The organism is Furfurilactobacillus milii (assembly GCF_009864005.1).
GTDB classification, from domain to species: domain Bacteria; phylum Bacillota; class Bacilli; order Lactobacillales; family Lactobacillaceae; genus Furfurilactobacillus; species Furfurilactobacillus rossiae_B.
The window spans coordinates 34,149-61,134 of record NZ_WEZQ01000018.1; the positions used below are offsets into that span (position 1 = coordinate 34,149).

Annotated in this window: 28 protein-coding genes; 12 read left to right on the forward strand and 16 right to left on the reverse strand. The window is 42.9% G+C overall.

What is annotated here, in order from left to right; genetic code table 11:
- The 10 genes from GB993_RS09780 to GB993_RS13095 form a co-directional block, all read right to left on the reverse strand.
- On the reverse strand, positions 1-1,773 hold the full coding sequence (locus GB993_RS09780) for an ABC transporter ATP-binding protein (protein WP_161004148.1): 1,773 nt from the start codon (positions 1,771-1,773) through the stop codon (positions 1-3).
- Between the two features lie 301 nt (positions 1,774-2,074).
- Positions 2,075-2,533 (reverse strand): hypothetical protein, encoded by a 459-nt coding sequence (locus GB993_RS09785; RefSeq protein ID WP_161004149.1) that lies wholly within the window; start codon positions 2,531-2,533, stop codon positions 2,075-2,077.
- A gap of 199 nt (positions 2,534-2,732) precedes the next feature.
- A complete protein-coding gene (locus GB993_RS09790) occupies positions 2,733-2,933 on the reverse strand; it encodes a hypothetical protein (protein ID WP_161004150.1) in 201 nt (66 codons plus the stop codon).
- Between the two features lie 12 nt (positions 2,934-2,945).
- Positions 2,946-3,110, reverse strand: coding sequence for a hypothetical protein (locus tag GB993_RS09795; RefSeq protein WP_161004151.1), 165 nt, complete (start codon positions 3,108-3,110; stop codon positions 2,946-2,948).
- 101 nt (positions 3,111-3,211) lie between these two features.
- Complete coding sequence (locus tag GB993_RS09800; RefSeq protein WP_161004152.1) at positions 3,212-3,415, reverse strand: hypothetical protein; 204 nt, start codon at positions 3,413-3,415, stop codon at positions 3,212-3,214.
- A gap of 12 nt (positions 3,416-3,427) precedes the next feature.
- Entirely contained in the window at positions 3,428-3,592 is a 165-nt protein-coding gene (locus GB993_RS09805; protein WP_161004153.1) for a hypothetical protein, read from the reverse strand.
- Positions 3,593-3,929: 337 nt separating this feature from the next.
- The gene (locus GB993_RS09810) at positions 3,930-5,384 is read right to left on the reverse strand and encodes a YhgE/Pip family protein (RefSeq protein ID WP_161004154.1); all 1,455 of its coding nucleotides are present in this window, start codon (positions 5,382-5,384) and stop codon (positions 3,930-3,932) included.
- A gap of 288 nt (positions 5,385-5,672) precedes the next feature.
- Positions 5,673-6,275 (reverse strand): TetR/AcrR family transcriptional regulator, encoded by a 603-nt coding sequence (locus tag GB993_RS09815; protein WP_161004155.1) that lies wholly within the window; start codon positions 6,273-6,275, stop codon positions 5,673-5,675.
- A 267-nt stretch (positions 6,276-6,542) separates the two neighbouring features.
- On the reverse strand, positions 6,543-7,052 hold the full coding sequence (locus GB993_RS13090) for a zinc-binding dehydrogenase (RefSeq protein ID WP_238331650.1): 510 nt from the start codon (positions 7,050-7,052) through the stop codon (positions 6,543-6,545).
- Between the two features lie 3 nt (positions 7,053-7,055).
- Positions 7,056-7,487 (reverse strand): alcohol dehydrogenase catalytic domain-containing protein, encoded by a 432-nt coding sequence (locus GB993_RS13095; protein ID WP_238331651.1) that lies wholly within the window; start codon positions 7,485-7,487, stop codon positions 7,056-7,058.
- Between the two features lie 173 nt (positions 7,488-7,660).
- Here GB993_RS13095 and GB993_RS09825 point away from each other — a divergent pair, with 173 nt between their 5' ends.
- Together GB993_RS09825 and GB993_RS09830 are read left to right on the forward strand one after the other, a co-directional pair.
- Positions 7,661-9,388: an MFS transporter gene (locus GB993_RS09825; protein WP_284142843.1), complete on the forward strand. Its 1,728-nt coding sequence runs from the start codon at positions 7,661-7,663 to the stop codon at positions 9,386-9,388.
- 62 nt (positions 9,389-9,450) lie between these two features.
- Positions 9,451-9,984, forward strand: a complete 534-nt coding sequence (locus GB993_RS09830) for a PadR family transcriptional regulator (protein ID WP_161004157.1) — start codon at positions 9,451-9,453, stop codon at positions 9,982-9,984.
- A 100-nt stretch (positions 9,985-10,084) separates the two neighbouring features.
- Here GB993_RS09830 and GB993_RS09835 read toward each other — a convergent pair whose 3' ends face one another.
- Together GB993_RS09835 and GB993_RS09840 are read right to left on the reverse strand one after the other, a co-directional pair.
- Positions 10,085-10,876, reverse strand: a complete 792-nt coding sequence (locus tag GB993_RS09835) for a class I SAM-dependent methyltransferase (RefSeq protein WP_161004158.1) — start codon at positions 10,874-10,876, stop codon at positions 10,085-10,087.
- Between the two features lie 133 nt (positions 10,877-11,009).
- Positions 11,010-11,441 carry a nuclear transport factor 2 family protein gene (locus GB993_RS09840; RefSeq protein ID WP_161004159.1) on the reverse strand — a complete coding sequence of 144 codons (432 nt, stop codon included), beginning with the start codon at positions 11,439-11,441 and terminating at the stop codon, positions 11,010-11,012.
- Between the two features lie 217 nt (positions 11,442-11,658).
- Here GB993_RS09840 and GB993_RS09845 point away from each other — a divergent pair, with 217 nt between their 5' ends.
- The 3 genes from GB993_RS09845 (at position 11,659) to GB993_RS09855 (ending at position 14,433) form a co-directional block, all read left to right on the forward strand.
- Positions 11,659-12,564: a helix-turn-helix transcriptional regulator gene (locus GB993_RS09845; protein WP_161004160.1), complete on the forward strand. Its 906-nt coding sequence runs from the start codon at positions 11,659-11,661 to the stop codon at positions 12,562-12,564.
- A 76-nt stretch (positions 12,565-12,640) separates the two neighbouring features.
- Positions 12,641-13,735, forward strand: a complete 1,095-nt coding sequence (locus GB993_RS09850) for a DNA alkylation repair protein (RefSeq protein WP_161004161.1) — start codon at positions 12,641-12,643, stop codon at positions 13,733-13,735.
- Between the two features lie 110 nt (positions 13,736-13,845).
- A complete protein-coding gene (locus tag GB993_RS09855; protein WP_161004162.1) occupies positions 13,846-14,433 on the forward strand; it encodes a helix-turn-helix transcriptional regulator in 588 nt (195 codons plus the stop codon).
- 65 nt (positions 14,434-14,498) lie between these two features.
- Here GB993_RS09855 and GB993_RS09860 read toward each other — a convergent pair whose 3' ends face one another.
- The 3 genes from GB993_RS09860 to GB993_RS09870 form a co-directional block, all read right to left on the reverse strand.
- Positions 14,499-17,627, reverse strand: a complete 3,129-nt coding sequence (locus tag GB993_RS09860; RefSeq protein ID WP_161004163.1) for an AAA family ATPase — start codon at positions 17,625-17,627, stop codon at positions 14,499-14,501.
- A 1-nt stretch (position 17,628) separates the two neighbouring features.
- Positions 17,629-18,744, reverse strand: coding sequence for an exonuclease SbcCD subunit D (locus GB993_RS09865; RefSeq protein ID WP_161004164.1), 1,116 nt, complete (start codon positions 18,742-18,744; stop codon positions 17,629-17,631).
- Between the two features lie 191 nt (positions 18,745-18,935).
- Positions 18,936-19,970: an SDR family oxidoreductase gene (locus GB993_RS09870; protein ID WP_161004165.1), complete on the reverse strand. Its 1,035-nt coding sequence runs from the start codon at positions 19,968-19,970 to the stop codon at positions 18,936-18,938.
- Between the two features lie 114 nt (positions 19,971-20,084).
- On the opposite strand from GB993_RS09870, the gene GB993_RS09875 reads away from it, so the two are divergent.
- Positions 20,085-20,642 (forward strand): TetR/AcrR family transcriptional regulator, encoded by a 558-nt coding sequence (locus GB993_RS09875; RefSeq protein ID WP_161004166.1) that lies wholly within the window; start codon positions 20,085-20,087, stop codon positions 20,640-20,642.
- Positions 20,643-20,808: 166 nt separating this feature from the next.
- Here GB993_RS09875 and GB993_RS09880 read toward each other — a convergent pair whose 3' ends face one another.
- Positions 20,809-21,762 carry an aldo/keto reductase gene (locus GB993_RS09880; protein WP_161004167.1) on the reverse strand — a complete coding sequence of 318 codons (954 nt, stop codon included), beginning with the start codon at positions 21,760-21,762 and terminating at the stop codon, positions 20,809-20,811.
- 353 nt (positions 21,763-22,115) lie between these two features.
- Between GB993_RS09880 and GB993_RS09885 the strand changes: the two genes are divergently transcribed.
- The 6 genes from GB993_RS09885 (at position 22,116) to GB993_RS09910 (ending at position 26,753) form a co-directional block, all read left to right on the forward strand.
- Positions 22,116-22,538, forward strand: coding sequence for a MarR family winged helix-turn-helix transcriptional regulator (locus tag GB993_RS09885; RefSeq protein WP_017261356.1), 423 nt, complete (start codon positions 22,116-22,118; stop codon positions 22,536-22,538).
- A gap of 17 nt (positions 22,539-22,555) precedes the next feature.
- Positions 22,556-23,137: a hypothetical protein gene (locus tag GB993_RS09890; protein WP_161004168.1), complete on the forward strand. Its 582-nt coding sequence runs from the start codon at positions 22,556-22,558 to the stop codon at positions 23,135-23,137.
- 66 nt (positions 23,138-23,203) lie between these two features.
- Positions 23,204-23,416, forward strand: coding sequence for a hypothetical protein (locus GB993_RS09895; RefSeq protein ID WP_017261358.1), 213 nt, complete (start codon positions 23,204-23,206; stop codon positions 23,414-23,416).
- A 58-nt stretch (positions 23,417-23,474) separates the two neighbouring features.
- Positions 23,475-24,899, forward strand: a complete 1,425-nt coding sequence (locus tag GB993_RS09900) for an MFS transporter (RefSeq protein ID WP_161004169.1) — start codon at positions 23,475-23,477, stop codon at positions 24,897-24,899.
- Between the two features lie 28 nt (positions 24,900-24,927).
- Positions 24,928-25,512: a hypothetical protein gene (locus tag GB993_RS09905; protein WP_017261360.1), complete on the forward strand. Its 585-nt coding sequence runs from the start codon at positions 24,928-24,930 to the stop codon at positions 25,510-25,512.
- A gap of 263 nt (positions 25,513-25,775) precedes the next feature.
- Positions 25,776-26,753, forward strand: coding sequence for a LacI family DNA-binding transcriptional regulator (locus GB993_RS09910; protein ID WP_161004170.1), 978 nt, complete (start codon positions 25,776-25,778; stop codon positions 26,751-26,753).
- Positions 26,754-26,986 lie beyond the last annotated feature (233 nt).

Here is a 26,986-nt window from a genome sequence, read left to right on the forward strand (position 1 = left end):
CTATTTTTTGAATTGAATTTTCACGTAGTCACGATATAGCGGCAGTGTGTTCATTAATGCATTGTGAGTACCGCTACCACTGACATGTCCATGTTCAATAAAATAGATTTTATCGGCGTCGACGATGGTGCTTAATCGATGAGCAATAATGAAAGTTGTCCGACCATGCATTAATTCTCCAAGGGCTTTTTGAACCATCGCTTCTGATTCAGAATCTAAGCTGGCCGTTGCCTCATCCAACATCAAAATCTTTGGATCGCGAAGAAATGCTCTGGCAATAGCCAAACGTTGTCGTTGACCACCACTGACTTTCACACCGCGTTCACCAACTTGTGTATCTAATCCTCTTGGCATATCGCGTACAAATTGATCGGCGTAGGCCAACCGCAAAACATGCCACAATTCATCGTCCGAATATTTTTGACTAGCGCCATAAGTCAAGTTGTGCCGAATCGTTCCGGCCATAATGGCAGAGTCTTGACTGACATAACCGATTTGCGAACGCCAATCTTTCAGACTAATGTCCGTAATACTTTTGCCACCGATAGTAACTTGCCCATTTGTAGGTTGATAGTAGCGTTCAAGAATTCCAAAAATAGTTGATTTACCGCCACCCGATGGGCCAGCAAATGCCACAACACTGTTAGGTTTTGCCTCAAAATTAACGTCGTGAAGGACCATTTGTTTGTCATCAGCGTACGCAAAGTCAACATGGCTCATTACCAATGTTTGGTTAGTAACAGATTGTGGTTTGCCAATTTGAAATGTTTCTTCTAGCTCCTCAAGCAAAGCACGAACTCGCTGAGTAGAACCACTTGTCTTTGATAAAGCAGTGAAAAATTGACCCAGACTTTCAATCGGATCCATAATTTGGTACAAATACATCATGAGTGACAACATCGTTCCCAAGCTCATGGTGCCGTTTGAAACACGCGCTGCAGCATATGCCAGTAATCCAACTAAAAGTGCCAGTGTTACTGCAGACATAATGGGATTAGCCATTGCGTCATAAACAGCTTCACGTAAACCGATATGATATAGATTGTCGATTTGGTTAAATCCCGTCCTTGTCTCGTATTCTTCTGCGTTAGAAGACTTAACTAGCCGAATTTCACTCAGGGTTTCGCCAGTCGTTCCATTAAAATGAGCCAACGCGTCTTGTCGTTGACGGCCAATTTTACTGGTCTGATTCATGATCGGTAACATAAAAAGCATCAGTAGTGGAATGGCAACAAACATAATGACGGTCATTTTCCAGTCCATGAGGACCATGATTACTAAAGCCCCTACCAGTTGCAGTAGTGACGTGGCCATCTGTGGAAATGAATTGGCAAGTAGGTCTTTAATTTGTGTCGAGTCATTGACCAAACGTGAAGTCATTTCTCCAGTTTTCACACTATCGAAATAACTTACTGGTAAACGTACGAGCTTCTTCCACAATTTTTCGCGTAGCCTAGCCACGACATTCTCTCCAAAAACACCTAATATTGCCCCTGAAGTTGCACTAATCAATGCGCTGAGTAGAAATAAGATAACAACGGTTGCTAACAACTGTGTATTTAAGTTATGTTTCAAATCATTTATCAAACTTTGAGCTAGCTTAGGAACTGCTAGTTGTGCGCTTGTCGCAATCAGCCCTAAAAAGAGTCCAAGCCAGAGTTGCCAATACTTCGGTTGAGTATTTCGAATTAGCTGTAGAAAGCCGGTAAAGTCGAATCTTTTCCGTGACCGATCAACTTTTGCGACTTTCGATCTATCAGTCCTTAATTCCATGATGTTTTCTCCAATGATTACTTAATTTTTCTTTTACGCTCAGTTTCCGTACTTCAAGTGTGGTTTTAATCCACACCTTCATTAGTCAGTCGGTGTCGCCTCACCTGACTAATGGAAATTAATGAATCTCAAAATGTGCTTAATGTTCGTATTTCGCACTATTTTCATCCATCTAGACATACAACTAAATAAGCCTACGTGAATCGTAAGTTTTTTAGTGTTTAAAAACCCTTCCTAAAGCAAACCCTCAAGGCCGAATGTCATTCAACCTTGAGGGTTTGTGCTTCATTGAGACGATTTTTTATTTTTGAGCAAATTCGTTTAAAACTTTAACACCCGTATTTCCATCATAGAATTCGCTATGACCTTGCTGATTGATCTCAACAACGGGTTCTTCTTTATTAAATCGAGGCGCAATTTTTTCATCAAACCAGGCTTGAACGGCTGTAACATCATCTGTTTGTTCACTTCGATGTTTCAACAGCTCTTTTGGCCGTCGCCAAATTTCAACCTTGAGTGCATGCTTTTCAAGAAACGCTTCATCGTTAATAAATGCCCGTATCTGATCAAGATTTGTCAGTAATTGATTAATGCGCCGACGCTCGGTTATAAGATCGGATAGTTCGTCGAGCTCTGCATCACTTGCATAAGTTCGAATAAATGTCTTAGCGGAATTACGATAGGATGCGACCTTTAGCCGTTTTTTATTCTTTTCGTTGTACCTTTTTTGTGCCCGTTTTTGAGCTTCTGTCACTGCCATATTGAAACATCCTTTGCTTTTTTAAATTAGAGTGCCTTCACTAATAACTCGGTTACACTATAAATACCACAAATAATTAGTGTAAGCGACCCAAAATCAAACAGTCGATCAGGTTAATTCCGGTATATCAGTCAACGGCTAAAGTTAATGGCGCCCAAAAACACGAGGGTGCACGGACATTGTTTTGAAGCCTTCACAATTACTTTTTGTTAATCGCCTTTTTATCTTTTGGCGCATCCATTGATAACCACGCGACACCAGAGATCACACCAATGATTAAAGCTAGTTCTCCAATATTTGATAGTTGGTCCGGTTGATTTCCATAAATCAAGTAGATAGCAGCACTCAATACAATCCAACTGATACCAGCATACATAGCAATTTTAATAGCGTTTTTCATAATTTTTTCTCCTTAAATGACAAGCCATGCAGCAACAGCAATGGCAGTGTATAGTCCAGCAAGTTTAGTAATGTTCATTCGTTGATCCGGCTTCGCACCATAGCGTGCGTAAATAAAAATAACCGATAGGATCCAAACAATGAGCGTAATTCCTCCAATAATTAAAGCAGTGTTCATAAATAAATCTCCTTTTTTTCATCATGTAGTGTTTTATATAACATGTTATATATTAAATGATGCTTTGGACTATATAGCATGTTATATACATTGTCAACTTTTTATTTGTTTTCTTGAGCTAACGTCTTGTCGTTTGGTGCGTCAATTGATAGCCACGCTATGCTTGAAATTGCACCGATAATTAGGGCTAGTTCCCCAATATTTGATAGCTGGTCCGGTTTATTCCCATAAATTAAATAGATGGCAGCACTCAGTGTAGCCCAACTAATACCAGCATATTTACTAAGTTTAATCGCGTTTTTCATATTCTTTTCTCCTTAGATAATCAGCCATGCAGCAGTTGCAATGGCAGTGTATAGTCCAGCAAGTTTAGTAATATTCATTCGTTGATCTGGTTTTGTACCATAATGTACGTAGATAAATATTGAAGATATAATCCAAAGGATGAGGGTGCCTCCTCCGATAATTACAGCAGTATTCATAAATAGATCTCCTTTGTTTTAATGTAGTTTGATTCGTATATAACATGTTATATATCTGACAACGTGACAACTATATAACATGTTATATATACTGTCAATTCTTTTTTTGAACTTTTTTCCTTTTTGATTCTAGACAACGTCTTTTCGGACAGCTGAACAAGTCATCGAATGCCACGCGTCAAGACGTTCGATACCTATATTTTTCTGGTCGCAATAAGTGACCTACTGTATTTCTAAGCTTCCTAAGTTTTGCCGACTTTTGATGACTGCCTCCTAGTATTCATACTTGTGCAATTAAAAAAGCACGAGCCAACCGGCCCGTGCTTTTTTGATGGAATTATGCAAAATCGACTAGTTTAAATACATCTCGCCGCAAGTCAGATCGGTACTTCATAATAATCAACCCGTTAAAGACGATCATCATTACACCTAAAACAAGTACATCCGTTGCAATACTGCCATTGAGTGAAATTGACTGTCGCAGCCCGTCAATGAGATAAGTCATCGGAAGATACGGATTGATAATTCGGGCATAACCACTTGTCAGTTCGACCGGATACACGCCGGCCGAGGCAGACAGCTGAAGCACCAAGATAATTGTTATTAACCACGTACCGAAACCACCAAGAACGATTCGCAAACAGAATATTAAGGACAAAAAGGTCAGCGAACCTAGCAACAGCATACTGGCCAATTTAATCTGAGAAGTCGGCATTAAGTGATTACCCCAAGTCAACGCCAATAAGAGTAAACCACTTTGTACAACACCAAGTGCTCCGATAACTGAAAATTTTGACAGCCACCAAGCAACAGCAGACTTAGGCCGTGACTTTGGTAAATAGGCATCAAACATAGTTCCTAAACCAATACCGCCGACAAACAAACCGATGGCAATAAAGAATGGTGCCATGCCTGTTCCGTTGTTGGGCACTTTCGCCACGTCTGTTGTGTCAGCAACCACTGGCGAGGCAATGTCGTCAGCTGTCTGACGTTGCTCATGTAATTGTTGTAATTGGTGAGCACTACCTGCAAGACTGGTGGTGAGTCGCGTACTTCCTAGAGTGAGCGTCGAACTACCGTCATGCAGTTTTGCTAGGGCCGCATTCAGTCTATCCACGCCATCAACGAGCTCTGGTGATGATACGTTAGCAGCGTGCAATCCCTGCTGCAAACTAGTTGTTCCCACACCAACTTGCTGAATGCCGTTAGTTAGACTGGTCAATCCAGTTGTTACCTGGCTACTGCCCTTAGCTGCGTTTGCCATCCCCGTTTGCACATGACCAATTGTCGTTAGCAAAGCACTGACGTACATCGTACTGACCTGGTTTGAAACCTTCGATTGAATCGCCGTTGCCGCCCCAGCGGTCATTTTGGAAACAACAAAGTTACGGCCAGAATTGACTGTGTATCGGATATGCAAACGTTGTGGTGAACTTGTTAATAATGTTGTCGCGTCACTAGAAAACCGTTTAGGAATCGTGACGACCATGTAGTATTTACCGTTTCGAATCCCCGCTGCGGCTGTCTTAGCCGTTGTCACATGATAATCAAGCGAATCCGAACGACATAGTTTAGTTGTTAATTGTTTACCAATCGCAATCCGTTTGCCACGATAGTTCTGCGGCTGATCCTGATTCACAATTGCAACTGGAATACGATCCATTTTCCCGTAGGCATCCCACATTGACGATAGGTATAAAAGGCAATAAATTGCCGGAATCAATGCAATTAATATCAATCCAATGAGCATCCTGCGACTGTGCCATAATTGCTGCCATTCTTTTTTAACCATCTCTCTTAAATTCTCCTTCAGCTGAAATTCGTAACTCATTTCGGTTGTCGATATTAAGTGAGAAAAGAAGGCCAATCAATGTGCAAGATAGCCGAAAGTGTCAATTTAGCACCGGTTTAATTAATCACTCAAATGGCATAAATACTTGCTATGTCAGCGTTATGAACCGTTTCATATTTTCAAGTTACAACGCCAAATGAACACTTTTTACCCAAATGCTCATTGTTTGTGCTCGCTGCACGTCCCTAGACTAAAAATAAGTTGCGGCCAAGATTAACTGGCAGCAACTTATTGATTCTTATCCTGAACGAGTAACGTTAAATCGACCGGCGATAACGTTCGACTATTCATGAAAATGGCAAAAATCTCACGGGGCGATTCCGGTTGCGCCTTTTGAAACCACTGGGTAATGATGCCGGAAACATTCTGCACAAGGATAGCTTGCGCGTAATCTAGTGGGATATCTTTACCATTTGGACTCGAAACAGATGCGACTGTCTCGCGGGCAACCTCGGCAGTAATAAAAGCCGTCATTTTCCGCATTACGTCAGATTCCGGAATTCGGTACAACGTTTGCACCATCTGTTTGTGCCGATTGAGGTAAACAAACATGTGATAAAAGACATTATTCTCAACCCGACTGCCGGCTTTCCAAGAAGTCTTTACATAGGTATCAAATATTTGTGAGATTCCCGTTACCAATTGATCTTCATAGGCATCCAGCATGGCATATTTGTCCACATAGTGCAGATAAAAAGTCCCTCGACTAACGTGTGCCGTCGTAGCAATGTCACGGACGGTCATTTTACGAAAACTCTTAGCGGCCACTAGCTTAATAAAGGCCTTTCTAAGTGCTGATTCTGTATTTGTTTCCTTAGTGCTCTCCGTCATTGCCAACGCCCTCTTTCTGATGCATCCTAATATATTTATTTTACTCACTTTTGCGAATAAACCCCAGAGGAGCCCTATGTCAAAAGAAGTCGCGGCCTCACAATAACGGATAAGTCCGCCTTTGCAAAGCAATTGAAGGGGAAATTCAAACGCACTTGCCAGTTTTATATTGTTGTATTCAAGTTCGCCCCAACGCTCTTTAATCAAAAAAATAACGCGTAATCCAAGTTTAAATGGATTACACGTTATTTTTTGACCTAAATAGCATCATTCCGTAGTGACAATCACTTGTCCTGGTTGAGGATTGGCCATGACGTAATCTTGCGCAACAGCAATTTCCGACAGTTTAAACGTTTTGGAAATAGGAATGCTGAGGTGATTACGTTTGATCAAATCGAAAATTTCATCAAACAATGCCTGACTCGGTTCGCCACCGTCGAACACAGACAAATATGCACCACCTAATGTGAAGGGGTCAAACTCTTTAAAGACCCATTCACCAGCTAACAAACCAATCATACAGCAGACACCGCCACGTTTGACGTGTTCAATTGAGTTTTGACAACTGACCGTGCCAACCATATCAACAATGCCATCATACTTTTCGCTTGTTTGCAGTTGATTATCCTTATCAAGGACCACATAGTCGGCTCCTTGATCCAGCAACAATTGCTTTCGTTCTGGCTTTCTTGTGGTTGCCGAAACCTCAATTCCAAGTGACTTTGCCAGTCCAATCATTGCCATGCCGACAGCTGTAGTCCCGCCTCGAACAAGCAATGATTAACCCTTTTTCACACGCGTCATTTTCATAGCACCAAATGCTGTGTAAAAGTTTTCTGGGTACTGTGCCAGTATTTGCCAGTCAACATCGTAATCAACAGCGAACAATAAATCATCTGGAACCAATGCGTACTCTTGATAACTGCCATCAAATTCACGACCAAAACCACCATTGATAACAAGAACACGTTGTCCCTTCGTGAATTTTGAGTTTTCCGCTGGCTCAGACACTTCCCCAACAGCCTCGACGCCGATAACCCGTGGAAACTTTACCGACGGAGAACCACCAGCCCGCGTCAATACTTCGTAGCGATGAATCCCAAAAGCCTTGATGTGAATTACGGTGTGCGTTGCATCTGCCTTAGGAATTGGCCGTTCCTCAATTTTTAAGACACTTGAATCCCCTGGTTCATTAATAACAACTGAACGCATCTTAACTCCCCCATTCGATTTGTTTAATGTTCACTTCTACTGTAAGCCTTTTCTTGATTTAAGGAAAATAACTTTATATTGACAATGTTACTATTAACAATTATAGTATAAAGCGTTCGAACAATACTATAATTGTTAATATGAAAGTGACATTGAATATGAAAAATAAAAATATGCTACTAATCCTAACCATGTGTATCGGAACATTCTTATGCATGTTAGATACAACGGTAATGAACATTGCGCTCCCAGCAATTCAGACTAGCATGAACGTACCTTTAGACCGCTTATCTTGGGCGCTTAACATTTACACAATTACGTTTGCCGTGCTCACAATTCCACTAGCACGGATTGCCGACATTTTCGGTCGCAACAAAGTTTATCTGATTGGGTTGTTGACGTTTGCGATTGGTTCATTTGTTTCTGGAGACGCCAACGTTCCGGCAACATTGATCATTGGTCGTGGTATCCAAAGTATTGGAGCTACCATCATTTTCCCAACTAGCATGACCATCGCCATTGCATCAACTTCTCAGTCCAAACGTAAAACGGCACTGCTTACCATTGGCCTAACTCAAGGACTGGCATCAACTTTAGGGCCAACCATTGGTGGTGTCGTAACAGAGTTTCTTGGCTGGCGCTGGGTCTTCTACATTAACCTGCCATTATTACTCATTGCTTTTATTGGTGTGACATTGCAGTTACCACTGCGACACGAACCACGAACCAACGCTAAAATCGACTTTGGCGGCATGTTTCTCTTAATGATCACGTTATTTTCATTGACACTATCACTCACGCAAGGCACTGACTGGGGGTGGACAAGTGTTCGTATTTTATCTCTTGCCGGGCTAACCATCATTACCTTTGTCGCATTCATTTTCCTAGAATCGCGTGTCAAATCGCCTATGGTTCGGCTAGATCTCTTCGCAGATCGGCAGTTTTCCGGCGCATCCCTGACCGTTATCTTGGCTGGCCTACTGTTAGTGTCAGTCATGGTAATCATGCCAACATTTTTTACGCAGGTTCAGGGGAAAACAGAGCTAGTAGCCGCATTACTCATCACGCCGACTTCATTTATGATCTTTGTGATGTCACCAATCGCCGGCAATCTAATTGAACGCTTTGGGCCCCGTTTGATCATTGGACTCGGCTTTCTTTCTATGGCGATCGGTTACGGCATCCTTGGTTTTATGAACCCCGACCACTACTGGCAAACATTAATTGGGCTCATGCTGCTTGGCACTGGTTATGGTGTGATTATCGGCCCAATCACCGTCTTAGCCGCTTCCGACTTTGAAGGTGAAAAGCTAACTGCGTCTCAATCTGTGATGGGCGTTCTACGTCAAATCGGCAATGTTCTCGCTGTCGCCATCTTTGTCTCACTGCTTACTAGTAACATCAGCACGGCTAAAACAACCGCCTGGCATGACGCGCAAACCCGAATTGAGCAAATCTCCCTCTCTCAAACGACCAAGCAAAAAATGCTAAAAGCCACTCAACAACGTTTCACAGGCACTGGCGCTAAGACCTCAACTCATCAAAGTAATGGTATCAACAAGCACCAACAGGCACAGATTATTTCCCGGGAAACAAAACTTGCGACCCAAAAAGCGCACGTTAACCAGCTTCCTACTCAACAGCAAATTATTGTACGTAAACAAATTCAAGAACGGGTAACACAGAAGGTTGTCGCGATTGTGAAAAAGGATAATCACGAAATCAAACACACTGGTGACAGTATTGCTAAGCACACTAAATCGCTGATATCGGAGGCCTTTTTAGTCTTATATCAGCACGCCTTTCCATTTGCAATTAGCTTCATTTTCGTAGAACTCTTATTTTACCGGCGCAAAGATTACTTGGCGATTATCAAGCACGATGTTAAAATTGCGCGATAAAAAAGCGGTTCTTGAAGATTATATGATAACCTGTACTTAATCACTAAAGGAGTTAATAGACCATGAAAAGTCGGCAAATCGTCCTCGGTATTTTAAAAAGCGGTCCTCAAACAGGTTATGACATCACCCAACTGTTTCAAACAAGTTTTGCATTCTTCTTTGATAGCTCGGCTGGCATGGTCTATCCTGCGCTACGAAAACTCGAAAAAGACGGAATGGTCACTAAGGAAATTGTTCCACAACAGGGCAAACCTGATAAAAACGTCTTTTCAATTACGCCAGCAGGTGAAGCGGAATTTGCCGAGTATCTTCATTCACCAGTAGAGGCAGAAAGCGTCAAATCCGATTTTTTGGCACGGTTAATGTTTGGCGAATTTGTCGATCCAGAACGAATCGTACAAATCGTTAAGGATGAAATCCAGCAGGAAACGGAAGAAATTGAGCAGCTTCAACAGCGACTTAGCGACTATCTGCCATCACATAATCGGTGCATGTCGACTGGACAAAAATTAGCCTTTGCATACGGCATTAATTCGAGCAAAACAGAAATTGCCTTTTTGAAGCAATGGTTGCAGGAACATCCAGATGGTAAGTAAAATTCTCGTTTTTAAGCATCAAACTGAATAAGCAAATAGGCTGGCGAAGATTAATTTCCTCGTCAGCCTATTTGTTTAGTCAAGCATTGTTAAGCCTAGTTTATTTTTCAGCAATTAATAACCCAACTTGCTTGGGAATATCGATCGCACCATTGCGCTGTCTTAACGTTTCAAAATAAACGGTCAGCTCTTGCAGTAACTTATCGTCAATCCCATCATCTGCCATGTTAGTCGACTGGATCCATGCGATTAAATCTTGTGTCTTGGTAATATGCAGACTGTCGGGATAGTCCCGTCGATGAACTTGACTAAAAGCCCTGTCTAACTGTGGCACGCCATTTTGCAAATTAAAACTTAACTGCTCGGCAAACGCCATGTTCGTCGGTTGAATTGATTGAATCGCTCCATGCAGATAATGTTCCATCCCCTGATTGCCATTAACCGCGGTATAAAAGGTTCCGTGTGGTTTCAATACCCTAGCAATCTCACGAATAGCCAGTGCAATATCAGGAACAGTGTGCAACGTATGATTCGCGATAACAGTATCAAATGATTCATCAGGAAAAGGGATTGATCGTGCGTCAATTTTCATACAGTTGACTCGTTGATTGTTTCCAAACTGGTTTGTCACTAAATCGACCATCCCCTGTGAATAGTCGGACAACGTTAACGTAATCGTTGAAGGCAGTTGATCCAAATATCCTTGCCACAAGCTACCATTGCCACAACCTAACTCTAAGATGCGATCACCTGCATGAATGGTCATTTGTTGGCGCAGCCATGGCATTAGTCCCTGTTTATTTGTACTGTATTGCTGATGCAGGCGCTGTCGAATTGATAAGTTATTATCCGTTTGATACTGTGCATTGTCTTCTAACTTCTGGATTGTCATGTAGGCTCGCTCCTAAATTAACGAATAATAGCATACTCATATTCTTATATTCGTTTTTAATAGTCTAACTATCACCTTTTGGTAAGCTGCCTGCAAGACAATAATTCCTTTTACTTCAGAACAAAGTTAACAATTATTTCTTATCTTCCGGCGTGTTGCTAAGCATGACGGCCATCGTGTCCATGTAATCGTACCAGTGGACAATTTTACGATCCTTCAAAATTGCGATGGAACAAAAATTGTTGTCATATTTCTTGCCTGTACTGGGTACCACGCCGTGCACAGCATATTCTAAAATCACCGCGTGTTTGTCAGCATCCTTGTAAACTCGCAAACCATCTGCACTATCCAACACCGCTGAATAACCAGCAAACCAATCCATATAGGCCTGACGCCCCTCAATTTTGTTGGTGAATCCAGGAATATTGTACATGAATTCAAAAACAGCATTTTCATCAACGGCTTCCCAGTAATTATCCGTGTCCACTTCACCTTTTAGGCCTTCCATGACGATATTGAAAAATGCCTCGGTGCCTGATTTATATGCAAATTGTTCACTGCTCATAACTAATTCCTCCTAAATTTTCAGTCGGCTTAGTGTCAAACGAACGCTGCCTTACTGATTGAATTCAGCTTATCAACATAAACCTGACAATAGACTGTCATGTTTTACAAAAAAAACGCAAAATTAATTGAGCAAGTTTACTTTTATTTGTCTCCGTTATCGCAGTCAATTTAACGCAGATTAATGATGCCTATCCTGTATAGAAAGGCTTAATCCCATGAAGTCCAATCGATTATTCCAAATGATTTATCTACTAATGAACCATAATAAAGTCGATGCACCATCTCTAGCTGAGCAACTGGATGTTTCGGTCAGAACCGTATACCGATATGTCGATGACTTGTCGGCCGCCGGTGTCCCGATCTATGTCCTACAAGGTCGCAATGGTGGCATTGCTCTCCTGCCGGAATATAAAATCGACAATACGATTGTTAATAAGCAGGAACAAACGAACATTTTAGCCGCCTTGAATGGCTTAAAAAACCTCGGCGTCGATAACAATGAAACGGTCGAAAAGTTATCGGCTCTGTTTCATCAACAGCCCGTTGCCTGGATCACGATCGACCCATCAACATGGTCTGACTCTCGAAACCAAAAGAGCACACTAGCTAAGCTTCGCGATGCGATTATTCATTCTCGGCTAATTACGTTTAATTATTTAAGCGCTAAAAATGAATATTTGCCCCGTGAAGTATTTCCATACCAAGTCATTTTTAAAGATAAGGCATGGTATCTACGGGGATACTCAGTAGAGCGTCGAGCAGATCGATTATTTAAGCTGTCACGAATTGATCATCTACGCGTGACGAACAAACAATCGTTGGCCGAGGGCAAACAACCGTGGTTAACAGACCATTCTGCTCAGCAGTCTAGCGCGGCCAACCAAATTGACATTCAATTGCACGCAGATGCAGTCTTGAAATACCGCTTGTTTGAAGCCTTTCCGACAAATCAAATTGTGCAACAATCAAACGGTGATTATCTGATTAACACAAAGATGAATGACGATGACTGGTTAATTACTTACTTGTTGTCTTTTGGATCACACTTAACGGTGGTACAACCAAGTTCGCTACGGCAGCGAATGAAAGATGAAATTCAGAAATGTTTGAATCATTATTAAAACCTGACAAAGGATGTCATGTTTTGTACTGTATGATAATCAGGATATATAATTGACATTTTATGGAGGATAAACCATGGCAGATGCTCTAAAGGATGTATATTCGACATCTTTCTTAACTCAGCTAGGCACAGCAATCACACAACATTATTCAACGTTTGATGTTCCAACTTTTATCAGAGATACCGTTGATGAGCAATGGCCAGCACTCAAGTTGATGGAACGTCGCGACCAAATAACACGGGCGCTGCACCATCAGTTGCCAAGCGACTTTACAGAGGTCGCCGGTATCCTGTGTGATATTAGTACAACTATTACGGGTTTTGCCGCACTATGTCTGCCAAACTACGTGGCGCTTTATGGCCGCAACGATTGGCAAACCTCCATGAGTACGCTGGGCGTTCTGACCAAAACATCCTCGGCAGAATTTGCCATCCGTCCCTTTCTAGTCGACTCACCAAAACAAACAATTCAGCAAATGGTCACTTGGTCTCAGAGTCAAAATGAAGATCAGCGTCGCCTTGCTAGTGAAGGCATTCGGCCACGTCTACCATGGGGAATTCGTCTCAAACAGTTTGTGGAAAATCCAACACCAATTTTCCCAATTCTAGAAAATTTAATTAACGATCAAAGCACGTACGTTCAAAAAAGTGTCGCTAATAACCTAAATGACATTAGCAAAGATCATCCCCAGTTGGTCATCGATTTCTGTAAGACACACTGGCATGACTCCCAAACGACAGACTGGATTATTAACCGAGCCCTGCGAACGCTGTTTAAGGCGGGACATCCGGATGTATTGGCACTGCTGGGCTACAGCCAACGTGATGCAGCATTACTGACAAACATCTCGTTAACAACATCCTCACCGACCGTTTCCCTAAATCAAAATTCTGACTTTAGCTATCAGCTCACGAATTCAACAAAGAGCGATTTACCACTTTATCTCGGTTACCGCGTACACTATGTTAAGAAGAACCAGCAAACATCTGCCAAGGATTTCTTTATCAAACGTGTCAACTTAAAGACACAACAAGCGATAAACGGGCATTTTTCAATGAAGTGGAAGCAGCTTACCACCCGCACATTATATGCAGGGGTGCATCACATTGAGCTACTGGTCAATACAGTGCCAGTCGCCGACACAAATGTTGATTTAACAATTTCCTAGTTAACTAATTTTTTATATCAATAACAGCTTGATGTAACTATAAAGTCCTACCTCTTCTGCGAAATACTCTTTACACTTAGGTCATAGGAGAAATTGAGGGGGCGAAGAGTATGAAAATCAGTCAACAAATCAAGCAACAACGTGAACAACGACATTGGTCACAAGCTGATCTGGCTAAACGTTTGAATATTTCACGCGAATCTATTTCGAAATGGGAAAGTGACACTGCGTTACCAAGTTTCACCAACGTCATTAAATTAGGCGAACTTTTTGATTTATCATTAGATGATTTGATTAAGGGCGATGATAAGTTGATTCACAACTTTGAGTCACATGAGCCAGAACCGTTATCTAGACTAAGCAAATTCGTTCTTAGCGTTGCAGGCCTATCTATTGTCGGGTATTTGATTGGCCTAGCGCTTCACATGTCTGCTAGTAACCTTCGTGATTGGTTAGAATTGCCTTTCATTGTGACATTGATTTGGCTTCTTTGTACAATCAACTGGACACAAATGAACCGAATCTTGTCAAAGAAAACGTTAATAATCGGCGGACTCTGTTTAACATTTCTGCTTATTCCGAGCATAACGCAGTCTATTCATGATATGATTTCAGGAATGTGGGCTGGTATCATGCAAAGTGAAAAAGATGGTTATCTAGGCGTAATCCTTCTTTTTAAGTCAATTTTCTTAAAATAGAATTCAAAAAATCGACCAATTTTCTCAAATTGGTCGATTTTTTATTTCCCGGGAAATATCTTTAACTACAGCTCATGCTGATACTTAATCGTGCTCTGCCCATTCGCTAACGAAACAACCTGCAGTTGATCAGGAATTTGTTCCTGCATTTCTGTCACGTGGCTGATAATACCAATCATCCGATTATTGCCTTCAATGGTCTGTAAAGCTTCCATCGCCATCTGCAAAGCTTCACCATCCAGTGAGCCAAAGCCTTCATCCACAAAGAGTGCTTCAATTGTGATTCCGCCCGCTTCGCTTTGAATAACCTCGCCTAGTGCTAAGGCCAGTGACAATGCTGCGATAAAGCTTTCGCCACCGGACAAGGTATGCACGCTACGGACTTTGCCAGCCTGATCGTCAAACACGTTGATCTCTAACCCAGTATCTGTAGCCCGTGAACCAGCTGACGTGTCCAACCGGAACTGATAGCGTTTATTCGTCAATACAGCTAGCCGAACATTAGCCACTGTCAGCACTTTCTGAAGATAAGTTTGTAAAATATACCGTTCCAAACTCAGGTGCATGTCACTTCTACCAGTGGCGGTGTCAGCTAACTCGGCCATTTCGGCCAATTGCTGTTGCGCTTCACGACTTTCATCCATCAGCGTCTTCATCTTGGTGGCCACATCTTCATTGCTTTGGACCATCTGTTGAAATTCATAGAATGCTTGCTGTGCAGTGCGTTGCTTTTCAGTCTGTGCTTCACGGGCTTTGACAGTTTCTTCCACATTTGGCTTGGTCTGGTCACCAATCTGTTTCGTCAGTGTTTCAACTTGTGCACTAGCCCGACTCTTATCGGTTAGGAAGCGTTGATGAACTTTTCGTTGCTCATCAAGTTCAGTAACTTCATTTGCCAATTGATTGAACGCTGCCAGTTCCACAACAGGACGATGTTTATTCAAGGCCTCATCAAATGTTTGCTGTGCGGCCACGGCATTCTTATGCTGTTCGGCTTGAGTCTGAGTCAGACTCGTTACCTGAGTTTGTAATTGTGTAACGTTCTGTTGTGCCTTATTTTGGACAGTTTGTTGTTTGGTCGTCTGCTCTATATAAGACTGACTTGCCTGTTCAACTTGCTTAATATGCGCATCCAAGGAAGCCAAATCGTTGAATTGGTCCGGAAGATCATGCCGGCGGTCTGCAAGCTGTGCCGTCACGGTAGTTAATTCCGTTTGCACACGTTGTACCTTTTTATTGGCCTCATCGCGCTGAGCGGTCAACGTTTCTAACTGCGGTTTGACGACGGCTAATTGTTGTTGGAGTTGCGTACGGTGCTCCAAAGCATCGTTCAGCTGCTGAACTGCATTGGCTAGTTGTTGCTTAAATTGTGACAATACATCACGGGCATTATCAGTAGTCACAGACTGGTCTGTTAACTGAGCAATACGTTTTGCCCAATTTGACTCGTTTTCCTCATAAGCAGACTGATCCTTTTCTTGCGCTGCCTTTAATTCATTGAGCTGTCCTGTAACATTAGCGACACGCTGATTTATGTCTTGTCGCTGTTTATCCGCTTCCTTCAGTTCATCTTCGGTTACGTCTGTTACTGTCGCTACCGCAACCTTAGGATGCTCTGTAGAACCACATACAGGGCAAGGTTCACCATCTTCTAATTTCGCACTCAAACGCTGAATTTGCCCGACAGTCCAATCGTGATCTAACTGTTGATAACGGTCCGCCGCATCTTTTTGCTTGGCGATCAGTTCAGCCAATTGTTGCGCTGTTTTATCTGTTCGTTGATGTCGCATTTGTAACGCGTGCTGTTGTTGATCGAGGTCTGCTTGTTGATCAGTTAATGTTTTTAACGCATGCTGTTGATCTCTAACTGTTAACTGCTTAGCGTCTAATGATTGTAACGTCGTGAGTTGCTGATCCAGCTGATCACGTAACTGCTGTTGCTCGCTGAGTTGCTTAGTCGTTAGCTCAGCGTTTGTTTGAGCTGCCTTTAACTGCTGCTGTTGTGCCACTTGCTGTTTACTCAACGTCGCCACGGTTTCAAACAATGGTCGCACCTGTTTGAGGCGTGTCAGTTCAGATTGTCGTTTAGCCTCTTCCGGTTTCTGCGCATTTAACTGTTCAACAACCGCTACCGCGTCAGTCAATGTCTGTTGAGCAGTGATCAAACTAGTTTTAGTCGATGCCAACCGTTCCGTGGTCCGCGTTTCCTGTTGTTTCGTTTCTACTGCCTTTTCTTGCAGTGGCAAGGTTTGTTGAACCCACTCCAACTGTTTCATATGAGCTGCCAGTTTGTCCATATAAGCCATCTGTTGATTGAGTTTGGACAGCGCCAATTGTGCTTGCTCACGTTGATTAAAGATAGCTAGCAAACTTTCTTCGGTTTTAACCTGGGTAGTCAATTGGCTCAACCGGGCTGATTCCTTGTCGTTTACTTGCCGTCTTTGTGCTAACTCCGGCTCCATCGCTTCATTTTGCCGAATCAGAGCGGCCAAAATGTCTGTTGCTGGCGCATCGGCGACTGGGATTTCTGTATCATCTTGCCACTTAATCATTTTTGCATACGTCGCCAATTGCGTACTCTGGTCTTTTGATGCCTGACGCATGGCCTTTAACTGATCATTCAAATTATTGGCCCAGCGTTTGTATAAATCGGTCCCAAACAAATCGGCCAACAAGGCTTCTTTATCATTACTGTTTGCCTCAAGGAAATGTCTAAACTGGCCTTGAGGTAACAGGACGATCTGAGTAAATTGTGCCGGCGTCAGGTGGAGTAAATCAAATAGTTTCTGATCCACCGTTCCCCGTTTCGTCCAGCTTTGTTCCTTACCATCCCGATCAGTAACGGTCAAATCTACGCTGGCAACTTGTTCAGTCGTCCCCGTACCGCGCTTTTTAGCAAGAATCTGCTTCGGTTTGCGATTGATCACATATTGTTGACCATGATGCTCGAAAATGAATGTGACAAACGTCTCTTCCGTTTGGTCAGCAAAGTCCGAGCGCATTTCATCGGGATTGCGATCACCACCAGAGGAACGACCAAACAGTGCAAAACACATTGCATCAAAAATGGTTGTTTTACCGCTCCCCGTTTTACCGCTAATCAGAAACAATGGGGCATCATTAAAATCTTCAAAATCAATTGTTTGGTCCTTATAAGGACCAAAATTTACTAAGCGAATTCGTAATGGTCGCATTTTAATCCTCGTGTTCAGCTTCCTGCAGGCCTTGTTCTGCCCACTTCTGTTGTTGCTCGCTCATTTCGTCATCATTAACGTGCTCAAAGAACTTTCCAAACAACGCCATTGGTGCCAAGGTTGGGTCCACTGTTTGGACGGTCGGTAGCTCATCACGGCCATTCTGTCGATCTAAACTAACAATTCGTGGATAAACCTGACGCAAGCGATTCATGACATCTGGAATAATGGCTTTGTCTGTCAGTGTCACACCATAATAGGCATCCCGATCCAGCTTGTCATACGTTTCCGGATCGGTTAATTCTTCAAAAGAACCCGTTAAATTAACGACATCTCGCAACGGTTTAATTGGCACATACGTTGTTGTATTCGCATCTGTGTCGACGATCCAAACGCCTTTTTGCTCGTCAGCCTCTGACAATGAAAACTTGACGGGTGAACCGCTGTATTTAATCTTGTCGTCGGTTAGCGCTCGATGATTGTGTAAATGCCCAAGTGCAACATAATCAAATGCACCCAACAAATCGAGCGGCACCGCGTTAAGCCCACCAACAACGACTTTCGTTTCAGAGTCCGTTTGACTACTTCCTGCGGCAAAGAAATGGGCGATTAGGACGTGTTTCATCCCCGCTTTAAACGCTTTTTGCTGACGATTTACGACCAATGTCATCGCTTGTTCAACCGTCTTAATGCTATCGTCTTCAAACACATTTCGAGCTTGCCAGGGCTCAAAATATGGCAACAAGAAAAACTGCGTATTGCCCAGTTCAACTGGCTCGAATGCATCCGCCAACTCGGTATTTAAGAAATAATTGGTTTGGGCATACCACTCACTGCCGACATGCAAACGTGTGGCACTATCGTGATTACCACTAATCGCCAAAACCGGAAAATGATTAGTTAAATTTAAATCAATCAACATATGATTCAGTTGTTTGACACTGTCTTCGCTGGGCAATGATCGATCATATAAATCGCCTGCAACAACGACCGCATCGACTTTATTTGCTAACGCAATTTGTAAAATTTGTTGATACGCATCGTCCTGTTCTTCATGTAAATCAAAACCATGCAACTTTTTACCAATATGCCAGTCAGCCGTGTGCAAAAATTTCATAATGGTCTCCTATTTTCCGAGTTAATCGTGTGCTACAAGTTTACACCCAAGCCCAAATATCGTGGAACAGTCTTTTTACGTCGAGTAATTTAGGTTCTTACACATTTACATACGCATTTTGATAGCGCAATGTTTGCCAAACTAAAAAAGACAAAATCTTTTTTCAGATTTTGCCTGCGTTGCTATTTAAATTAAGCCTTCACAATTCCTAAATCAATCATTGACTGCGCGGTGGCAATAATTGCTTCACGAGCTGAACGTGGATGCCAGCCAAGCAATGTCACTGCTTTTTCATTGCTCGTACCCGCATATTGTCCAACCAGCAAGGCAATCATCTTCAACATCGGATTAGTCAGTGCAGCAGCTTTCACCAGTGCGTTTGGCATTGTCTTCGTTGGTAGCTTTGACGCAAATTGTGGAAAGGCCTCACGAAGAATGTTTGCCACATCCAACATCGACAATGTTTCACCCGTCGTTGCTAAGAAACGTTCACCCGCGGCTTTAGGTGATGTCATCGCCAAAATATGCAGACTAGCGACATCACGAACATCAACATAACCAGAATCAACCTTTGGTACAGCTTTGATTTTACCTTCTAATAAATCTTGAATTTGAATGTTTGAATGTGAGTAATCTGAGGACAACACGGGGCCCATAACACCAACTGGGTTAACCGTGGCCAGTTCCATCCCATTACCTTCACTGTTAATAAAATCCCACGCCGCGTGTTCAGACATTGTCTTAGACTTTTGGTAAGGATGAATATTCTTGGCCGACAGATCCGTCCAATCCTTTTCGGTGTATGGTGTGGTCCGGTTCTTGTGACCGGCAAAAATCGCGCCATAAGCGGAGGTCAATACAAAACGTTTGACCCCAGCATCACGTGAGGCACGCATAACGCGAAGTACGCCATCCACGGCCGGACGAATCATTTCGTCTTCATTTTTAAAGTTTAATGTTGGCGTTGGTGATGCGGGATGGATCACATAGGTTGCACCCTTTACAGCCTCGGCCCAACCATCATCACTCGTGAGATCAGCTTCAACAATTGATAAATCGCTAAAATCCGTCACACCACCGTTTGTTAACATTTCATGGATTAAGTCAGTCTTCTTCATTGATCGAACAGTTGTCCGAACCGCATAACCCTGCTGCAATAATTGCAAAATAATATGAACAGCGATAAACCCGCTACCACCTGTAACAACAACTAATTTCTTATTCATTTTTGAATTCCTCCGCTTACGTTATACTTGTAACATATGTAGAGGAATTGTAGAGTGTTTCTTATAGCTAAACAAGCCAAAAACAGGCATCTGTGACAGAATAGGAGAATTGTAATGGCAGCCACCAAACATGCGCAACAAATCAAACAGGACTCGCAAGAATATCTCACCACAGCTTTACTGCAACTGTTGGAAACCAAAGACCTAGCTGAGATTACTATCGCTCAGGTCGTCCGCCGAGCCGGCGTCAGTCGCATGGCATTCTACCGAAACTTTGAAACACTAGCGGATGTTCTGACTGCGTATTTTAAACCGCAGATTGACGCACGCTTTAATGACATCATGACCAACACGCCACAAAAGGAGAAAATAGCCGCATTAGGACAATTTTTTACGGACATGACTGATACTTTTAATCTGGCTGTCAAACGTGGATTTGAACCCATTATTCAAACTGTGTTCAACGAAAACATGGCCACTTTCTATAAGGAGACCATCAATTGGAATGATATTAGCGTTGCCCAACAAACCTACTGGGTTAAGTTCATGAGCGCCGGCGTCTACGCAATCTGGCGTGAATGGCTGAGTAACGGACAAAGGGAATCTATAGAAACAATTCATGAAATTCTAGCAAAGTTTCAACAATCAACGTTGGCGGCCCTTAAAGAGTAAAAACCTTTCTATGTCGTCCAAGGATGTCAATCAATGATCAGCCTAATGATTGCTTTTCCATAATAACGCTGGTATTATCACACTAAAATTGAAATGCGTCGTCAAACCCCCATCATTATTGGCGAATGATGGGGGTTTATTTTGCGCTTATTTACATAACGCTATCCTATGGCAAATCATTTCCTGCCGCAAAGTATACGTCGTACCATTCTTGCTTAGTGAGATCGACGTCGGCACCTTTGGCACTATCAACAATGTGTGCCGGAGTCATTGTACCTAACAACACTTGCATGTTAGCTGGGTGACGTAAAATCCAGGCTGTGGCAATAGCATTCTTAGAAACATCGTACTTTTCAGCCAGTTCTTGTAGTTTGTCATTTAACTCTTTGAACTTATCGTTATTAATGAACGTTCCATCGAAGAAACCGTACTGGAATGGTGACCATGTCTGGACAGTCATATGCTTACGACGTGAATATTCTAACAGTCCGCCATCATGCATTACACTGCGATCGTCCGTCATGTTGACGTGCAATCCTTCATCGATCATGCCAGAATGCATAATGCTGAACTGTAATTGGTTGATGAGCAAACGTTGACTCGTTGCTGCTTGCAACATTTCAATTTGTTCAGGATTGAAGTTTGATACACCAAAATGACGCACCTTACCAGAGGCCTGCAGTTCATCGAAGGCAGCTGCCACTTCGTCAGGCTCCATCAGTGGATCTGGCCGGTGCAACAGAAAGGCATCTAAATAATCAATGCCCATCCGTTCCAAGATACCATCAACTGATTCAATCAAGTGCTGCTTTGAAAAATCATAACGTTGGCCAAACACAAAACTGCCATGACTGCGAGCAGGATCAAAAATAATCCCACCCTTCGATTGAATGTAGAGCTGATCACGTTTGACAGATGACTTTGCCAAAGCCTGTTTGAAGACCTTTTCAGAATTACCCATCCCATAAATATCAGCTGAATCAATGTAATTGATGCCAGCGTCAAACGCACTGTCTAGCGTTTTTGCAGCGTCGTCAGCGGATAATGCTTCCATTCGCATAATTCCCAAGGCGACTGCGGATGCCTTAAAGTCGGTACCGCCAATGTTGCGTTGTTTCATAGTTTTTCCTCCAAATCAAAAGTTATTGTGTATTCGCCTCAACTATAAAACTAACAATGGGGGGGGGCGGTCAAGTGGTTGCCCCTGTTATGGAACCTTTAAATCAACAAACCGATTTCAACGCCGTAACTAACCTTGTTAAAAACAGTCCCCTCTAGTTAGCCAAATAGAAAACCGTCAAAAAGCCGTCCCATCAAGGCGTGATGAATCATTAACTGACTTAATAAGTAAACTGAACATCGCCAAATACAAAAAGATTTGTATTTGCGAAGTTTTTGATAATTGCTTGCTTGCGCAAATAAATCTTTGGCTTTATAATTCTAAACACTAAAAAGGTAAGGAAGGTGAAACCAATGCTGGCAACAGATGACGGGATTTTAGCACAACTCAATATTGTTTCTCGCAAGTTGCAGATGCAGTTAAACAATGAACTCATGCCGCTTCAACTAACCGCCAGTAACTACTATTTTCTCTTAAAACTGAACCTGGTAGGACAAATGACACAGGATCAGTTATTTCACCAGATTTATCTCAGTCCAAGCAACGTCACGCGTCGTTTGGATGAACTGATCCGGCTGGGACTAGTCAAAAAGACCCGGGCCACAGATGATAAACGATCCTGGAATATCAGTTTGACCAACAAAGGCACTCGTTTGATTCCAGCTCTTAAACATGTGTTGGCCCACATTAATCAGGAAAGTTTAGGCGCCCTGTCTGCAGCACAGGTGGACGCGTTTACAGAGTCTTTAGTCCAAATTGCCGTTAGTTTAACGTAATTAAGGAGGCATACCTGATGACAAAATTTGTTGATATTCACCATGAACCAAACAAGATGTTGACGTTACCAGATGACTTCGTGGAAGTCGCCCGTGATCTACGCCCACGAAATCACAAAACCGTGACGGTAATTCGCTATCAACGTGCTGGCAAAGTCGTTCCAAACAATGCCCACGTCACAGTCATCTTCGGCAACGACGGTCGGCTACTAAGCTACAACAACTTCAGTATCGATAGTGACGCACCGTTGCCACGTGGCGAAGAAGCATTACAGATTGCACAACAAACCTTTGAATTGATTGATCCGAACTTTGCTCGCCATTTGCGCTTCATGCGCATTGATAAGCAAACACGAACGTTTACAGAAGGTGGCCGAACCGTTCAAACACCAATTCTCTGGGTCAAATTCTCACACCGTAATGGCTCATATAACTGGGTTTCTGTAGGGCCCGGCGGACAAATCGTTGAAGTTGAGCGTGACTCCCGCTGGAACTACCTACTCTCCCGCCGTTCAACCGAAGAGTGGAACTTTGACGACTGGGTTTTGGTTCGTGAAGGCAAACGCCGGCAATTACCGGCACCACAGCCATTGGGCTAGCACCATCGGCCCTGCTCCGCTCACTATTTTCCGTTTGAAACCACACAATTCCAAGGAGGCATCATCATGTTAAACGAAGATAAGTACGATTACGATGTCGAACGCTTAGGCCAATTGCGGGATGAACTGCAACGTCTCGAAGACAACGATTACGTCACCGCTTACTACAAGGGCTACAGTTCAGAAGGCCTAACGCTGGATGAAGTTCGGGACACCATCAAGGATCTCGAGCAGCAGATTCGCCAACTGGAACGTGAACTCGATGAAGACGGCGAATAACCGCCTGTCCCCGTCCACTTTACACAATCCTGTTTAAAAAATAGGTGAAAGAAAGGAAGTGGGACCGTTGCTTAAAAGATGGCTTATTTTAAGTATTCTCGGCTCATTCTTCTTCATGGTCATCATTGACGGTAGCATCGTCAGTATCGCCATTCCGACCATTGCAAGAGATTTGAGCGTTTCAACAAACGCAACAACGACCATTATCGGCATTTACCTTATCACTATCAGTGCGTTGCTACTATTCTTTGGGCAACTTGGCGATCAACTCGGTCGACCATTTATCTTTGAAATTGGGACTGCGTTGTTCCTGATTGGTTCGGGTCTTGCCGGTTTTGGCATCAACTTACCGTTTGTCCTCTTCGGTCGGTTTGTTCAGGCCGTGGGAGCCAGCATGACGATGGCCAACAGCTATGCTATCGTAACGGATACTTTTCCACCTCAGTATCTGGGACGTGCACTTGGCATTGAAGCCTTGTTCATCTCATTAGGGTCACTTGCAGGACCAGGGTTAGGCGGACTGATTTTAGCCTTCCTCCCCTGGGGGTACATTTTCTGGATCAACGTTCCGCTAGGCATCATCTGCCTCATTGCCGAATGGTTTATCTTTCCGCGACCTGGCAAGCTTTCTCGACCAAACGTAGATTGGTTGGGCGTCGGTGACTTAATCGTCTTAGCCGTTTCCTTCTTCATTGCGTCTAGTGTCATCATGACCCATCCTCTGTGGGCCACTATTGGCCTCATCATCTTCTTCGCAATGATTGCTGTGTTCGTCTATCACGAGCGCCGGGCAACGCGTCCATTATTAAACCTCAACCTGCTTAAAAACAGTGCGTTTACACAAAACATCGTTGCCGCATTGATCAGTTTTGTTGTCGGGTATTTCTTCACATTGCTGGCACCAATCTACCTGCAAATCGTGTTGAAGTATTCCAGTCAAGTCAGTGGTTTGCTGCTAATGGCTTCACCGATTGTTGCTTTAGTCGCAAACCCTATTGCCGGCACACTAACGGATAAATTCAACAAACAGCGTGTTATGGCTGCTGGCTTAATCATCCTTCTGCTGGCTCAGACTGGCCTAGTGCTCAGCAATGGTCATGTTGAACCAATCGTCTTCATCGGTGTTTCAGCACTGATTGCTATCGGCACGGCTGTCTTTGGCACACCAAACAACACGCTGATCATGCAAAGTGTCTCAACCGCCGACCGTGGGATGGCTGGATCGATTAACTCATTAATGCGTGAATTCGGACTCGTGTTGGGAACCACGCTATCAACACTGACCTTCTATGTTCACCTCTCGTTTGATGCCGGTCATCGAACAACCACCGCTATCGGTCAGTCTGCAGCTAATATTATTGCCGCACAACGAACCGCCTATCTATTTGGTTTATTGCTCTTAGCTGGTGCAGGTATCATTGTGTTCAACCGTGCACGCAAACGGACAATTGCTAAAAACGCTAATCTTGCTCACCAACACTAACGTCGCTTTAAAAATGGAGGATTTCCTTATGACAAAGTATTTGAACGTTAACGGTAAAGAAAACCGTAACCTTGTTATCCCAGATGATTTTGTTGCAGTTAGCCGTGAACAACACCCTCGTAATGGGGAACAGGTAACCGTCGTTCGCTACCAAAAGGAAGGCCCGGTAGTCCTCAACAACGCTCACGTAACGGTTATTTACGGAAGCGACAACCGCCTCATCAGCTACAACAACTTCAGTTTTGAAGAACCAGGCAACTTGCCAAGAAGCCAACAAGCAATCAACCTTGCGACTCAGGTCTTTCAATCCATTGATTCAGCTTACGCTCATCAACTGAGCTTCATGCGCATTGACCAAGAAACGCGCACCTTCACCAATGATGCTGGTCAACTCGTAACCACACCGATTCTGTGGGTCAAGTTCGCTCATCACAACGGTTCCTATAATTGGGTCTCAATTGGACCAAACAACGAAATTGTTGAAATCGAGCGCGAATCACGTTGGGACTTCGGTCAATGGCGTCGTGGAACAGAAGAGTGGAACCTTGATGACTGGGTCTTAGCCCGCGAAGGCAAAGGACCACAGCTTAAGGCACCATCTGCACTCGCCTAAAAGGTCTGTCTGTTTCACGTGTAACAAAGGAATGTTTCTCAAGAACTTCCAGTTCCAAAAGACAAAAATCGTAGTGAATTTTAACTGCCATAAAACGACATGTACTTAGCCACATTGAGTACATGTCGTTTTTGTTTATACATATCCAAACATCTGTATAGCAAATTAAGAAAGCGCTATCAAAAATAATAAAGTTATCTTGACACACAAATTTTTAGGGTTTATCTTGTATATGAAATCGATTTCATAAAGGCGGCAAAAAATTGTCAAAGCAAGTTACTATTAAACAAATAGCACAATATGCGGGAGTATCAGAAGCAACCGTTTCTCGTGTTCTTAACCAACCCGAATTGGTCAGCAAACAAACAATCCAGAAGGTTAAAGATGGGATGGACGAATTGCAGTATCGGCCGAGTGCCCTCGCACAAAGCATGCGAAATCACACTACAAAAACTATTGGTGTGGTTATTTCAAATGTATTGAATCCATTTTTTACTACCCTCGTCCGTGGTATCGAAGATGCAGCTACTAAGCGTGGCTACTCTGTGATTGTTTGCAACACTGACGAAAATCCAGATAAAGAACAACGTTATATCAATATGCTAGTTGATCATCAGGCAGATGGCATCATTCTGGCTAGCACCGGTAATCATGCCAACTATCATTCAATGGTCAATGACATGCCTCTCGTCTTTATCGACCGTATGCCACAAGGTAAGGATGCCAATTTATATGACACAGTTTTAGTTGATAACGAGAAGGGCAGTTTTAACGCCGCTGACGCTCTAATTAAGCAAGGCGCAACCCGCGTTAATGCCATTGTTAGCCCCGTCGCCACAACCGGTACAGAGCGTTTAAATGGCTTCCGAAAAGCACTAACAGCTCACGATTTCCCAATTCGTGAGCAAGATATTGCACTCGATGATTACCTTGGTCAGCACACCGCAGAATTGGCACTTAATCTCATTCAAACTAATCAGTGTGATGCTCTCTTCTGTGGTAACAATGTGATTCTAATGAATGTGCTGAAAGTCCTTAAAGAATGGCAAATTGGGGATATGAAACTAGCTGTTTTTGATGATCAACCTTGGTTTGATTTTGTTCAATATCCTATTATTTCAGTAGATCAACCAGCATATCTTATTGGTACCAAAGCTTTTATTACACTCATGGATCGCCTCGCTAATCCCGATCGCCCCGTGACGCATGATATCGTCCGGACTAAATTAGTAATTCGATAATAGATTACTTTTTTAATCAAAGCTTTTGTAAGCGCTTCCTTAAGCGTATTACATAAAAATCAATTACCGATTTTTATGGTCTTTTATGAAATCGATTTCATTTCATTAAATTAACTAACAAATATCTAGTCTTATGGTAGATTGCAAATTTGATCCGAATTTTTTGACAAATTAGTCAGCATCACTTGGTAAGGTGTTTGCCAGTTAAGTACTTTAAGGGGGCGTTGGTTAAT